The following is a 13,701-nucleotide window of genomic DNA, read 5'->3' as shown; positions in this document are numbered from 1 at the left end:
GAGCATAGCTGCGCGAGCGTCGCACGCACGAGTTCGCCGGCGTACACGATGACTTCCTCGGCGATCTGCTCCTTACCTCTCGGGAAGTAGTGATAGAGCGAGCCTTTTGGCGCGCCGCTCAATGCAACGATGTCATTGGTGCCGCTGGCGGCGTAGCCATACCGGCGAAAGAGCACGGCGGCGGCGCGGACGATCTTGTCCCGATGTTTAGCTTGGGCGGCCATGTGATGAAGTCCTCGGTCGTTGGCGGGGTTGATATCCTGCAAAAATTATATAGACTGGTCTACATTAAAAATAGTGGTTGAGCCATCACAGCCTCAACGATACGACCAGGAGACACCACGATGACCAGTGCCACGGCCGAACATGCCGACCTTCCCGCCGACCTTCCCGCCGGCTTCGCGCCGCATTTTCGCCATAGTCCGTTGACCGACCCCTGGGAGCCGCTGTACTCGAGGCGCTCGGACCAGGCCATCGTGCTGGCGGTGAAGCTCGCCCAGGCCCACACCAACGCACGCGGCTTTGCTCATGGCGGGCTGATCACGGCCTTGGCGGACAACGCCATGGGGCTGTCGTGCGGCATGCAATTCGCCGAGCCGCGCAGCCTGGTCACTGTGAACCTGTCGATCGACTTCCTCAACGTCGCAAGGATCGGGCAGTGGMTGATGTTCGAAACGTCATTCACCAAGGTCGGCGGCACGCTGTGCTTTGCCCAGGCTTTCGTCACCGCCGACGGCGTGGCTTGCGCCAGGGCCAACGCGACTTTCCGGGCCATGCAGTGAGTTTTTCCTTGGATCTCAATCAGGCAGGGTAATGCAATGACAGCAGATACGAGCGGCACCAGCGCGACCACCAGTGCGATCACCAGCGGCGCCTATTCGCTGGACACGGTCAAGCGTGTCAACCAGGCTGCCGCCTTCAACCGGTGGCTGGGCTTCGAGGTGATCAGCGCGCAGGGCGGGGCGGCGGAACTGCGCATGGCCTGGCATGACCAAGCCACGCAATACGCGGGATTCCTCCATGCGGGCGTGATCKGCGCCCTGGTCGATACCGCCTGCGGGTTCGCGGCCACCACGGTAGGTGGGCCGGTGATGGCTTCCCACTATTCGGTGAACTGCATGGCACCGGCCGTGGGGCAGGCGTTCGTGGCGCGGGCCAGCGTGACCAAGGCAGGCAAGCGGCAGGTGTTTGCAAGGGCGGAAGTGTTCGCGGAGCAGGCCGGCGGCGAGCTGCGGCTGGTGGCCTCGGGCGAGGTCATCTTCGTGCCTGTCGAGCCACAGACCGCCAAGCCACCCGTGCCGCACGATTGAGATGCTTGATCTGGCTTCATTAGCGCAATTAACGGCCAGGCATTTGCMTCCTACGACCCGACCGGTGCCATCTCATGAGATCCCGCAATTCCCGCCGCGCGCGGCTTCGGCTAGCCAGGCAAGCCTGCAGGGCGAGAGGTACGGCGCAAATGGAAAATGGCAGTCCGCTCGCTACGCGACCGGACTGCCATTMAAGCGGCGCGGACAGGGCGGGAGATGCTGGTCCACTCTGGCGATCGTTGCAGATCGTGGCAGCTTCGGGATTGTCCCGGTGGCGAGCGCCGTGGCTAGCCGCGCAGACTACGCGTGCCTTGCAAAATGTGCCCGCCATGACCGACACGAATTTCCGCGTAGCACGATTGGATGACCTGGATGGCTTGCTCTTGCTTTACAGGGAGCTGCGGCCGGCAGATCCGGACTTTGATGGCCCGTCGGCCGCGCAGGCGCTGGCACGCGTGCTGCAGAGCGATGCAACGCGCCTTGTGGTGGCGGAGCACGGTGGCAAGCTCGCCGCAACCTGCATGCTGGCAATCATCCCGAGCCTGCCCAGGCTCGGCCAACCGATCGGGCTGCTCGAACATGTGGTGACCGCAGCCGCCTGGCGTGGGCGCGGGATTGGCCTGGCGATGCTTCGTCATGCTCTGGCGCTGGCCTGGCAGGCGGGCTGCTGCAAGGTCATGATGCTGTCGGGGGCGCAGCGCGAGGCGGCGCATCGGCTGTATGTCGCGGCGGGATTCGACGGCGACCGCGAGCGCGGCTTTGTCATCAAGGCGCCCATGGCGGGCTGAAACGCAGGGGGCCGGCATGGGGCCGGGTCCCCTGGAACTACACATCTACGCAGCTACGCACCTAAGGACATGGCGCACCCGCTCAAACGCATCCAGCGTGAAACCCGTGCGGCCACGTCAGCGTGCTTCAGAACGCGTCGCCCGGCACGCGCACCCATCCTTCCATCAGCACGCGGGCGCTGCGGCTCATGATGGCCTTGGTCACGGTCCATTCGCCATCGACCTGGCTGGCTTCGGCGCCCACCCGCAAGGTGCCCGAGGGATGGCCGAAGCGCACTGCGTTGCGCTCGCCACCGCCGGCAGCCAGGTTCACCAGCGTGCCGGTGATGGCCGCCGCGGTGCCGATGGCGACCGCGGCCGTGCCCATCATGGCGTGATGCAGCTTGCCCATGGACAAGGCGCGCACGAGCAGGTCGACGTCGCCGGCCGCAACCTGTTTGCCGCTGGAGGCCACGTAGTCGGCCGGCTCGGCGACAAAGGCGACTTTCGGCGTGTGCTGCCGGGTGGCCGCCTCATCGATATGTTTGATCAGACCCATGCGCACCGCGCCGTGGGCGCGAATGGTCTCGAACATCGCCAGGGCCTTGGCATCGCCATTGATGGCGTCCTGCAGCTCCGTGCCCTTGTAGCCGATGGCTTGCGCATTCAGGAAGATGGTCGGGATGCCGGCATTGATCATGGTGGCCTTGAGCGTGCCGACGCCCGGCACCTCCAGGTCGTCGACCAGGTTGCCGGTGGGGAACATGGCGCCGCTGGCGCCGTCTTCCTCGGCTGCCGGATCCATGAACTCGAGCTGGACTTCGGCGGCGGGGAAGGTCACGCCGTCCAGCTCGAAGTCACCGGTTTCCTGCACGGCGCCATTGGTGATGGGTACGTGCCCGATGATGGTCTTGCCGATATTGGCCTGCCAGATGCGCACGATGGCCACGCCGTTGTGCGGGATGCGGCTGGGGTCKACCAGGCMGGCGCTGATGGCGAAGGGGCCGACGGCGGCGGAGAGGTTGCCGCAGTTGCCGCTCCAGTCGACAAACGGCTGGTCGATGGAGACCTGGCCGAACAGGTAGTCGACGTCGTGATCGGGCTTGCTGCTTTTTGAGAGGATGACGGTCTTGCTGGTGCTGGAGGTAGCAGCACCCATGCCATCGATCTGCTTGCCGTAGGGATCTGGGCTGCCGATGACGCGCATCAGCAGCGCGTCGCGGGCGGCGCCCGGCACTTGCGCGGCTTCGGGCAAATCCTGCAGACGGAAGAACACGCCTTTGCTGGTCCCGCCACGGATGTAGGTGGCGGGGATCTTGATCTGGGGTACGTGGGCCATGGAATACTCGTCCTGATGAAAGCGGGCGGTACGTTGCCATACCGCCCGAACACGTTGCTGGTCGATGCGCCTGCGCGCGCTTACGCAGCGGCCTTCGACGATTCGAGGAAGTCCTGCGCAAAGCGCTGCAGCACGCCGCCGGCTTCGTAGATCGACACTTCTTCCGCGGTATCGAGGCGGCAGGTCACCGGCACTTCCACGCGCTCGCCGTTCTTGCGATGCATCACCAGGGTGAGCTCGCAGCGCGGCGTGCGTTCGCCGATCACGTCGTAGGTCTCGGTGCCGTCGATGCCCAGCGTGGTGCGGTTGACACCAGGCTTGAACTCCAGCGGCAGCACGCCCATGCCGACCAGGTTGGTGCGGTGGATGCGCTCGAAGCCTTCGGCCACGATCGCCTCCACGCCGGCCAGGCGCACGCCCTTGGCGGCCCAGTCGCGCGAGGAGCCCTGGCCGTAGTCGGCGCCGGCAACAACGATCAGTGGCTGCTTGCGGGCCATGTAGGTCTCGATGGCTTCCCACATGCGGGTGACCTTGCCCTCTGGCTCGATGCGGGCAAGCGAGCCTGGCTTGACCTTGCCGTCCACCACCACCATTTCGTTCTTCAGGGTGGGGTTGGCAAAGGTGGCGCGCTGCGCGGTCAGGTGGTCGCCGCGGTGGGTCGCGTAGGAGTTGAAGTCCTCCTCCGGCAGGCCCATCTTGGCCAGGTACTCGCCGGCTGCGCTATCGAGCATGATGGCGTTGGATGGCGACAGGTGGTCGGTCGTGATGTTGTCGCCCAGCACGGCCAGGGGCCGCATGCCGGTGAGCGCGCGTTCGCCAGCCAATGCGCCTTCCCAGTAGGGCGGGCGGCGGATATAGGTGCTCATTTCGCGCCAGTCGTACAGCGGGTTGGCTTTTTCGCCGGTGTCGGCGGTCACGGCGAACATTGGCTCGTAGACCTTGCGGAACTGCGCTGGCTTCACGCTGGCGGCAACCACCGCGTCGATCTCTTCGTCGGACGGCCAGATGTCCTTCAGCGTCACCGGCTTGCCATCGGCGTCGGTGCCCAGCACATCCTTCTCGATATCGAAGCGGATGGTGCCGGCAATGGCGTAGGCCACCACCAGCGGCGGCGAGGCCAGGAAGGCCTGCTTGGCATACGGATGGATGCGACCGTCGAAGTTGCGGTTGCCGGACAGCACGGCGGTGGCATACAGGTCGCGGTCCACGACTTCCTTCTGGATCACCGGGTCCAACGCGCCGGACATGCCGTTGCAGGAGGTGCAGGCATACGCCACCACGCCAAAGCCCAGCTGCTCCAGTTCCGGCAGCAGGTTGGCTTCTTCCAGGTAGAGCGTGACCGCCTTGGAGCCCGGCGCCAGCGAGCTCTTCACCCACGGCTTGCGGGTGAGGCCGAGCTTGTTGGCGTTGCGCGCCAGCAGCCCGGCGGCCACCATGTTGCGCGGGTTGTTGGTGTTGGTGCAACTGGTGACGGCAGCGATGATCACCGCGCCGTCCGGCATCAGGCCGGGCTCGTTCTCGACCTTGCCGCTGATGCCGCGCGCGGCCAGCTCGGAGGTGGGCACGCGCTTGTGCGGGTTGGACGGGCCGGCGATGTTGCGCACCACGGTGGACAGGTCGAACCTGAGCACGCGCGGGTACTCGGCATTTTTCAGGCTGTCCGCCCAGAGGCCGGTTTTCTTGGCATACGTTTCCACCAGCTTGACCAGCGCGTCGTCGCGGCCGGTGAGCTTGAGGTACTTGATGGTCTGCTCGTCGATGTAGAACATCGCGGCGGTGGAGCCAAACTCCGGCGCCATGTTGGAGATGGTGGCGCGATCGCCCAGCGTCAGGTGGGTGGTGCCTTCGCCGAAGAATTCGAGGTAGGACGACACGACCTTTTCCTTGCGCAGGAATTCGGTCAGGGCCAGCACGGTGTCCGTCGCGGTGATGCCCGGCTGCGGCTTGCCGGTCAGCTCCACACCGATGATGTCCRGCAGGCGCATCCAGGAAGCGCGGCCCAGCATCACGCTTTCAGCTTCCAGGCCGCCCACGCCGATGGCGATCACGCCTAGCGCGTCAACCATCGGGGTGTGGGAGTCGGTGCCGACCAGCGTGTCGGGGAAGGCCACGCCGTCTTTCACCTGCACCACCGGGCTCATGCGCTCAAGGTTGATCTGGTGCAGGATGCCGTTGCCCGGCGGAATCACGTCGACGTTCTTGAAGGCCTTCTTGGTCCAGTTGATGAAGTCGAAGCGGTCTTCGTTGCGACGGTCTTCGATGGCGCGGTTCTTCGCGAACGCATCGGGATCGAAACCACCACACTCGACGGCCAGCGAGTGGTCCACCACCAGCTGCGTCGGCACGACCGGGTTGACCATGACCGGGTCGCCGCCCTGGGCAGCAATGGCGTCGCGCAGCCCGGCGAGGTCGACCAGCGCGGTCTGGCCCAGGATGTCATGGCAGACCACGCGCGCCGGGAACCAGGGGAAGTCCAGCTCCTGCTTGCGCTCGATGATCTGCTTGAGGGAATCGGTCAGCGTTGCCGGGTCGCAGCGGCGAACGAGGTTCTCGGCCAGCACGCGCGACGTGTACGGCAGCTTGTCATAAGCGCCCGGCTGGATGGCGTCGACCGCGGCACGCGTGTCGAAGAAATCCAGCTGGGTGCCGGGCAGCGGTTTGCGGTTTGCAGTGTTCATTTTGTAGGGGCGAAAGAGAGTAACGATCAGGGGGTAGTGGCGCAGCTTTGCGGCCAACTACCCCCTTCTCCCACAGGCGGTACAGGGGAGCAAACCGGCAGCCGGCTGGATTACTTGCGATCCTTGATCGGCACGAAGATCGGCACGAACTTCAGGTTTTCCGGCCCGGTGTAGTTGGCGCTGGGGCGGATGATCTTGTTGTCGATGCGTTGCTCGATGATATGCGCAGCCCAGCCCGAGGTGCGCGCGATCACGAACAGCGGGGTGAACATGGCGGTGGGCACGCCCATCATGTGATAGCTCACCGCGCTGAACCAGTCCAGGTTGGGGAACATCTTCTTGGCGTCCCACATGGTGGTTTCCAGGCGCTCGGCGATGTCGAACATCTTCATCGAGCCGGCATCCTTGGACAGGCGCCGCGCCACTTCCTTGATCACCTGGTTGCGCGGGTCGCCGGTGGTGTACACCGGGTGGCCGAAACCGATCACCACTTCCTTGTTCTCCACGCGGCGCGAGATGTCGATATGCGCCTCGTCCGGGCTGTCGTAGCGCTTCTGGACCTCGAACGCCACTTCGTTGGCGCCACCGTGCTTGGGGCCGCGCAGCGCGCCGATGGCGCCGCAGATCGACGAGTACATGTCCGAGCCCGTGCCGGCGATCACGCGGCCGGCAAAGGTGGAGGCGTTGAACTCGTGCTCGGCGTACAGGTTGAGCGAGGTCTGCATGGCGCGCTCCCACAGCGCGGACGGCTTCTGGCCGTGCAGCAGGTGCAGGAAGTGCGCGCCGATGGTGTCGTCGTCGGTCTCGACTTCGATGCGCCGTCCGTTATGGCTGTAGTGGTACCAGTACAGCAGCATGGAGCCCAGGCTGGCCATCAGGCGGTCGGCGACGTCGCGCGCGCCGGGGGTGTTGTGGTCGTCCTTTTCCGGCAGCACGGTGCCGAGCACGGACACGCCGGTGCGCATCACGTCCATCGGGTGGGCGCTGGCGGGCACCCATTCGAGGGCGGCCTTGACGTTGGCGGGCAGRCCGCGCAGGGCCTTGAGCTTGGCCTTGTAGGCAGCCAGTTCGGCGYGGGTGGGGAGCTTGCCGTGCACCAGCAGGTGGGCGATTTCCTCGAATTCGCAGGTCTCGGCGATGTCGAGGATGTCGTAGCCGCGGTAGTGCAGGTCGTTGCCGGTACGGCCGACCGTGCACAGCGCGGTATTGCCGGCGGTCACGCCCGACAGGGCGACGGATTTCTTGGGCTTCGGGGCGGCTAGCGGTTGCGCTTCGGACATGGGGGGAGTCTCCTTGGGGTTGCTGTGCTCGTGTGCTCGTGTGCTGTTCGAGTGCTGCTGGTGTGCTTACTTGGCCTTGCCCTGGGCAAACAGGGCGTCCAGTTTTTGCTCAAAGTCGTGATAGCCGATGCTTTCGTACAGCTCGGCGCGCGTCTGCATGGTATTGACCACGTTCTGCTGCGTGCCGTCGCGGCGGATTGCAGCGTACACGTTTTCGGCGGCCTTGTTCATGGCGCGGAAGGCCGACAGCGGGTAGAGGACCATCGACACGCCGGCACCACCCAGTTCCTCGGTGGTGAACAGCGGCGTAGCGCCAAATTCGGTGATGTTCGCCAGCACCGGCACCTTCACGGCGTCAACGAACTTGCGGTACATGGCCAGGTCGGTCATGGCTTCCGGGAAGATGGCGTCGGCGCCGGCTTCCACGCAGGCCACGGCCCGCTCGATGGCCTTGTCCAGGCCTTCCACGGCCAGCGCGTCGGTGCGGGCCATGATGACGAAATTCTCGTCGGTACGGGCATCGACGGCCGCCTTGATGCGGTCGACCATTTCGCCCTGCGAGACGATTTCCTTGCCCGGACGGTGGCCGCAGCGCTTGGCGCCGACCTGGTCTTCGATATGCATCGCGCCCGCGCCGAACTTGATCAGCGACTTGGTGGTGCGCGCCACGTTGAAGGCGGAGGCGCCGAAGCCGGTGTCCACGTCGACCAGCAGCGGCACATCGCACACGTCGGTGATGCGGCGCACGTCGGTCAGCACGTCGTCCAGGTTGGAGATGCCCAGGTCCGGCAGGCCGAGCGAGCCCGCGGCCACGCCGCCGCCCGACAGGTAGATGGCGCGGTAGCCCGCGCGCTTGGCCAGCAAGGCATGGTTGGCATTGATCGTGCCGACGACCTGCAGGGGATGCTCATCGGCCAGTGCCTGGCGGAAGCGGGCGCCGGCGGAGCGGGCGAGGTCGGAAGTGGAGAAGGTCATGATCATCGCTTTAGGAGTGGACTGCGGATAAGCGCAAGGGGTGTGCCAGCCTGTTTTCGGCCGTGCATGGGGCCTCGCGCGGGAGGGTGGCATGGGGTAGGTGCCCTTGCCAGTCCTGGGCTGGCGGCGATTCCTGAGGCTTCGCGGCCGGGGCTGCGTTGTGTCGCTGATGTGTGATGAATTTCAAATTTGAAAGGATTGTATTTCAAGATTGAAATGCAATCCGCGAGGGCGCACAATCTKAAGATTAGCGCCATCCGGCGTATCTGCAGCGTTTTCCGTCGCCATGCAATCCGGCATCCTCCCGTCCATCCCCCCCTCCGGCACGGCCACGCCGGCCCGTCCGCGAATCTGGGCCATCGGCATCAGCCGCCTGTCCCGGGCCTTTGCCGACCTGATCCCGGCCTACGCCGCGCAGGCCGAGTTCCGCATCGTGGGCAAGGGCTACGCGGCCGCCGCCAGCGCCGTCGCCCGCGAAGCGCGCGAGGGCAGGCTCGATGCCGTGGTGGCGGGCGGCTCCAATGGCGCCTACCTGCGCCAGCACGTCGATGTGCCGGTGGTGCTGGTCAAGGTGACCGGCTTCGATGTGATGAGCGCGCTGGCGACGGCGCGGCGCATCTCGCCGAAGGTGGCGCTGGTGACACACGCCGCTACCTATCCGGAGGTGGACGAATTCGTGCGGTCTTTTTCCCTGTCCATCCCGGCCTACACGTACCTGACCGAGGATGATGCTGCCGCCCGCGTGAAGGCCCTCAAGCAAGAGGGCGTGAAGGTGGTGGTAGGGCCGGGCATGGTGACTGACCTGGCGGACAAGATCGGCCTGATCGGCGTGTTCCTGTATTCAGGCAATTCGGTGCGGGGTGCGCTGGAGGATGTGATCGAAGCGGCCCGCTTGCGCCGCATCGAGTCCGGCCGGCGCGACTACGTCAACACGATCCTGGCTCACCTGAACGAAGGCGTGGCCGCGGTCGACGCGGACGGGCGCATCCAGACCTACAACCCGGCCATGGAGCGTTTTCTCGGCACGGCGCCGGCCGCCGCGCTGGGCCGCAAGCTGCAAGCGCTGGCCCCCGCGCTCTCGCTCGATGGCGTGATGCACAGCGGCAGCAAGGAGCTCGAGGCCATCCACAAGCTTGGCGACAAGATGGTGGTGGTCAACCGCATCCCCATCGTCACCGAGAGCGGCGCCACCGGCGCTGTGCTGACGCTGCAGGACGCCAATGCCATCCACCGGGTCGACCGCAGCCTTCGCTCGCGCAGCCGCGCGCGGCCGGCCGGAGTGCGCTACAGCCTGGATGACCTCGCTGGCGCATCCCCGGCCATGCATCACCTGCGCGAACTGGCGCGGCGCTATGCGGCGGTGGATTCCACCGTGCTGGTGGGCGRCGAAAGCGGCACCGGCAAGGAGGTGCTGGCCCAGGGCATGCACGACGCCAGCCCGCGCCGCGTATTCCCGTTCGTGGCGGTCAATTGCGCGGCATTTCCGGAGACCCTGCTGGAAAGCGAGCTGTTCGGCTACGAAGAGGGCGCCTTTACCGGCGCACGCCGCGGCGGCAAGGCGGGCCTGTTCGAGTCCGCCCACAATGGCACGCTGTTCCTGGACGAGGTGGGCGATATGCCGCCCGCGCTGCAGACCCGCTTGCTGCGCGTGCTGCAGGAAAAACAGGTACTGCCGATCGGCGGCCTGGAGGCCGTGCCGGTCAATGTGCGGGTGATCGCCGCCACGCACCGCAACCTGGGCGAACTGGTCCGCCAGGGCAGCTTTCGCCAGGATCTCTACTACCGCCTCAATATCCTGCGCATCGAGATGCCGCCGCTGCGCGAGCGCGCCGGCGACCTGCCCGAGCTGGCGGAGCTGCTTTACCGCCGTGCCCAGGAACGCCTGGGGCAGCCGGCGCCGCAGCCGCTGCCGCAAGCGGTGCGGGCGAGGCTGGCGGGCTATGCCTGGCCGGGCAATATCCGCGAGCTGGAAAACGTGACCGAACGCATTGCCGTGCTGGTGGCGGGGCGCAAGCTGGCGCCCCGGGATTTGCTCGCTGAATTGCAGGCGGCGGCGCCGGAGCTGTTTGGCACGGAGCCGCAGGGCGAGCCTGCGCCGCTGGCTGGCGGCTTGCGCAGCGCGGCGGAAAAGGGGGGAGACACTAGCACTAGAGGTGAGGCGGGGGATGAGGGTGACGATTCGACTGAGGCCGGCTCGCTCGCAGGCGTGGCACGCGCCAGTCAGGCCGAGCATATCCGGCGCGTGCTGGCGCAATGCGGGGGCAACCGCGCCGCCGCCTGTCATCAGTTAGGCATCAGCGCCACGACCCTGTGGCGGCGCCTGAAAGAGGCGCCGTAGTCATGTCATGGCTGCTCTCGGTGCTGTGCCACGACGGGCCGCGGCGTCAGTCCCTTGGCCGCCAGCCAGTCCGCATTGAACAGGCGTCCGGCATACAGGTCGCCGCGGTCGCACAGCAGGGTCACAATGGTGTGGCCCGGCCCCATCTCGCGGGCCAGCCAGGCCGCCGCCGCTACGTTGATGCCGGACGAGCCGCCCACCCATAAGCCTTCCTCGCGCAGCAGCCGGTAGACCATGTCGACGCAGGTCTTGTCGTCGATCCGGACCGCATCGTCGATCGGGGTGTCCGCCAGGTTGGCGGTGATCCGGCTGGAGCCGATGCCCTCGGTGATGGAGTTGCCCTTGGCCTTGACCTCGCGGTGCTTGACGAAGTGATACAGCCCGCTGCCGTGCGGATCGGCCAGCACGATGCGCACGGGCGGGTTGCGCTCCTTCTCCTTCAGGAAACGCGCGACGCCGGCCAGCGTGCCGCCCGTGCCGGTGGCGCAGACAAAGGCATCGACCTTGCCGGTGGTGTCGTGCCAGATTTCCGGGCCGGTGGTTTCGTAGTGCGCCTGGCGGTTCGCCAGGTTGTCGAACTGGTTCGCCCAGATGGCGTTTTCCGTCTCCTGGGCCAGGCGCCCGGCCACCTTCTGGTAGTTGTTGGGGTCGGCGTAGGGCGCCGCGGGCACCGTGCGCACTTCGGCGCCGAGCAGCCGCAGGCGGTCCATTTTTTCCGGGGACTGGGTGTCGGGGATCACCACGATGCAGCGGTAGCCGCGCGCGGCGCACAGATGCGCCAGGCCGATGCCGGTATTGCCGGCGGTGCCTTCCACTACGGTCCCGCCGGGCTTGAGCGCGCCGCGCCGCTCGGCGTCGCGGATGATGTAGAGCGCCGCCCGGTCCTTGACCGAGCCTCCCGGATTCAGGAACTCGGCCTTGCCGAGGATTTCGCAACCGGTCTCCTCGCTCAGGCCTGCCAGCCGGATCAGCGGTGTATGGCCGATGGTGCCGACGAATCCATCCTTGACGTCCATGATGCACTCCGGGTGTTGCGCTCCGGATGTGGTGGAGCGTCACTCAAAGTGATAGATCGGCGTCGGCGGAATGACAAGCAGGTGGGCGCCCAGAGTCGAGGACAGCCTCGGCTTTAGCTGTCAGCACTTGATTTGAGTGGCTTTCTGGCCACGGCCGGGGCGACCGCCAGGCCGTATTCAGGCCGTATTCAGGCCTTATTCAGGCCGCATTCAACCACCGGAAATTGATATCCCCTTCCAGGAACTCCTGCCGGGTGGCGTGAAAGTCACGCACATATTCGCTGTTGAGGTGCGATTCCAGCGCGTGCCTGGAATTCCACTCCATATAGAGCACAAACACCTCGGCATCCTCGGCGTCTTCTCCCACGTGGTAGCGCAGGCAGCCGGGTTCCATGGCGCCGCGCAGGCGCAGCGCGGCCAGCTTGGCAACCAGGACTTCACGGCGGTGAGCCTTGGCGCGCGCAATTCCGACAAGCGTGTACGTTGTGGACATGGTGTGAACGGCAAGCGTGTGGCGCGCCATTGTAGCCGTGCGGCGAGGCCCTGGGCTGAATGTCCTAGGACATTGGCCGGATAATCTGGACGGGTTGACAAGTCCACGCCTGGGCGATAGCGGTGCGGCCAGCGGCCCCGGCAGGGGCGGGCTGGCAATCCATCGCCCCGCGCCCCGCTAGTCCTGCCGTGCCTGCCGTGTGATGACCTGCCCGTTGCGCGCCCCGCTGTGCGCGCCGTGCTGCCAGGTAATGGCGCCGTTGACGATCACGGCGTCGATGCCTTCGGCCGGGCGGGTGGGGGTTTCGTAGCTGGCGGCGTCGCGCACGTTCTCGGCACTGAAGACGACGATATCGGCATGGTGGCCCACCTCCAGCGTGCCGCGCTGATGCAGGCCGAAGTTGCGCGCTGTCAGCCCGGTCATCTTCCAGACTGCCGTCTCCAGCGGGAACAGCCCGATCTCGCGGCAGTAGTGGCCGAGTACGCGTGGGAAGGTGCCCCACAGGCGCGGATGCGGGCTCTCACCAACGGGAATGCCGTCGGAGCCGATCATGGTGTCGTCGAAGGCGAGGATGCGCTGGACGTCGTTCTCGTCCATCAGGAAGTAGACCGCGCTGCCGGGCTGCAGGCGGCGCGCGGCCTCGTCCTTGGCCACGCCCCATTCCCTGGCAATGTCGTCGAGATCGCGGCCCGCGCATTCGGGGTGCGGTTGGCTGGCGGAGATCAGCACCCGGCCTTCGAGCATGCCGCGGTCGGTGCGGATCATGGTGGAGCCGGCCGTGTACGGGTAGCAGTCGAGCGAGACGCACTGGTGCTTCATGGTTTCACGGATGAATGGCAGCGTGACCCGGCTCCTGCCAAAGTTCGCGGTGTTCTGCACCTTGTGGTGCGACACCACCACCGGCACGTCGAGCTCGCGGCCGATGCGGAAGGTTTCTTCCAGCGACTGCATGACATGGTCGGACTCGTCGCGCATATGCGTCACGTACAGCGCCTTGCGCGCGCTGAGTGGCCGGCAGACCTCGATGATCTCCTCGGTTGTCGCCTTGGCGGCAGGCGGGTAGAAGGTGCCGGTCGACAGGCCGATCGCGCCGGCCTGCATGGCCTCTTCGACCAGTGCCCGCATGGCGGCAATCTCTTCGGCATTGGCGGGTCGGTCGAGCGCCGGCATGGTGACCGCGCGCAAGGTCGAATGCCCGACCATCGCGGCCACGTTGACGGAGCTTGGCGCGGCGCGCAACGCATCGAGGTAAGCAGCGAAGGTGGTGAAGCGGCCTTCGGCGGGCGAGTCGATCAGGCTTAGCGGCATGGGCAGGTCCATGTCGGCGCGCAACGGGGCGGCGCTGATGCCGCAGTTGCCCGCAATCACGGTCGTTACGCCCTGCGAGATCTTGAAGGGCATGTTGGCCTGCGACAGCACGGCCTGGTCGTCATGCGTGTGCGCATCGATGAAACCGGGGGCGACGATCTGGCCCGCCGCGTTCAGCGTCTGGTCGGCGGTGTGCC

The 13,701-nt window shown here is 66.2% G+C and carries 12 protein-coding genes; 4 read left to right on the top strand and 8 right to left on the bottom strand.

The window, feature by feature from the left end:
• Nucleotides 1-224 (bottom strand): TetR/AcrR family transcriptional regulator (locus tag AC1DS3_RS31805; RefSeq protein ID WP_477128700.1); only part of this gene is annotated, 224 nt, incomplete at its 3' end.
• A gap of 120 nt (nucleotides 225-344) precedes the next feature.
• Between AC1DS3_RS31805 and AC1DS3_RS31800 the strand changes: the two genes are divergently transcribed.
• From AC1DS3_RS31800 to AC1DS3_RS31790, 3 genes are all read left to right on the top strand, one after another.
• Nucleotides 345-782, top strand: a complete 438-nt coding sequence (locus AC1DS3_RS31800; protein ID WP_477128699.1) for a PaaI family thioesterase — start codon at nucleotides 345-347, stop codon at nucleotides 780-782.
• A 36-nt stretch (nucleotides 783-818) separates the two neighbouring features.
• On the top strand, nucleotides 819-1,310 hold the full coding sequence (locus tag AC1DS3_RS31795; RefSeq protein ID WP_477128698.1) for a PaaI family thioesterase: 492 nt from the start codon (nucleotides 819-821) through the stop codon (nucleotides 1,308-1,310).
• Nucleotides 1,311-1,639: 329 nt separating this feature from the next.
• Entirely contained in the window at nucleotides 1,640-2,098 is a 459-nt protein-coding gene (locus AC1DS3_RS31790) for a GNAT family N-acetyltransferase (RefSeq protein WP_441639995.1), read from the top strand.
• Nucleotides 2,099-2,225: 127 nt separating this feature from the next.
• Here the strand turns inward: AC1DS3_RS31790 and prpF are convergent, their stop codons facing one another.
• From prpF to prpB, 4 genes are all read right to left on the bottom strand, one after another.
• A complete protein-coding gene (gene prpF, locus AC1DS3_RS31785; protein ID WP_477128697.1) occupies nucleotides 2,226-3,416 on the bottom strand; it encodes a 2-methylaconitate cis-trans isomerase PrpF in 1,191 nt (396 codons plus the stop codon).
• Nucleotides 3,417-3,496: 80 nt separating this feature from the next.
• Nucleotides 3,497-6,094, bottom strand: coding sequence for a Fe/S-dependent 2-methylisocitrate dehydratase AcnD (gene acnD / locus AC1DS3_RS31780; RefSeq protein ID WP_477128696.1), 2,598 nt, complete (start codon nucleotides 6,092-6,094; stop codon nucleotides 3,497-3,499).
• A 110-nt stretch (nucleotides 6,095-6,204) separates the two neighbouring features.
• The gene (gene prpC / locus AC1DS3_RS31775) at nucleotides 6,205-7,374 is read right to left on the bottom strand and encodes a bifunctional 2-methylcitrate synthase/citrate synthase (RefSeq protein ID WP_477128695.1); all 1,170 of its coding nucleotides are present in this window, start codon (nucleotides 7,372-7,374) and stop codon (nucleotides 6,205-6,207) included.
• Nucleotides 7,375-7,440: 66 nt separating this feature from the next.
• Nucleotides 7,441-8,349: a methylisocitrate lyase gene (gene prpB / locus AC1DS3_RS31770; protein WP_441634797.1), complete on the bottom strand. Its 909-nt coding sequence runs from the start codon at nucleotides 8,347-8,349 to the stop codon at nucleotides 7,441-7,443.
• A 286-nt stretch (nucleotides 8,350-8,635) separates the two neighbouring features.
• Between prpB and prpR the strand changes: the two genes are divergently transcribed.
• Complete coding sequence (prpR, locus tag AC1DS3_RS31765) at nucleotides 8,636-10,687, top strand: propionate catabolism operon regulatory protein PrpR (RefSeq protein ID WP_477128694.1); 2,052 nt, start codon at nucleotides 8,636-8,638, stop codon at nucleotides 10,685-10,687.
• A 5-nt stretch (nucleotides 10,688-10,692) separates the two neighbouring features.
• On the opposite strand, the gene AC1DS3_RS31760 is transcribed toward prpR, so the two are convergent.
• The 3 genes from AC1DS3_RS31760 to AC1DS3_RS31750 form a co-directional block, all read right to left on the bottom strand.
• Nucleotides 10,693-11,703 carry a cysteine synthase A gene (locus AC1DS3_RS31760; RefSeq protein WP_441634801.1) on the bottom strand — a complete coding sequence of 337 codons (1,011 nt, stop codon included), beginning with the start codon at nucleotides 11,701-11,703 and terminating at the stop codon, nucleotides 10,693-10,695.
• A 199-nt stretch (nucleotides 11,704-11,902) separates the two neighbouring features.
• Nucleotides 11,903-12,196: a putative quinol monooxygenase gene (locus tag AC1DS3_RS31755; protein WP_006160712.1), complete on the bottom strand. Its 294-nt coding sequence runs from the start codon at nucleotides 12,194-12,196 to the stop codon at nucleotides 11,903-11,905.
• A gap of 177 nt (nucleotides 12,197-12,373) precedes the next feature.
• Nucleotides 12,374-13,701: N-acyl-D-amino-acid deacylase family protein (locus AC1DS3_RS31750; protein WP_477128693.1), on the bottom strand; the 1,328-nt coding region annotated here is incomplete at its 5' end.

Source organism: Cupriavidus sp. 01L46 (assembly GCF_056399905.1).
Note: the sequence above shows the minus strand (reverse complement) of the source record. Positions and strands in the feature narration are given on the sequence as shown.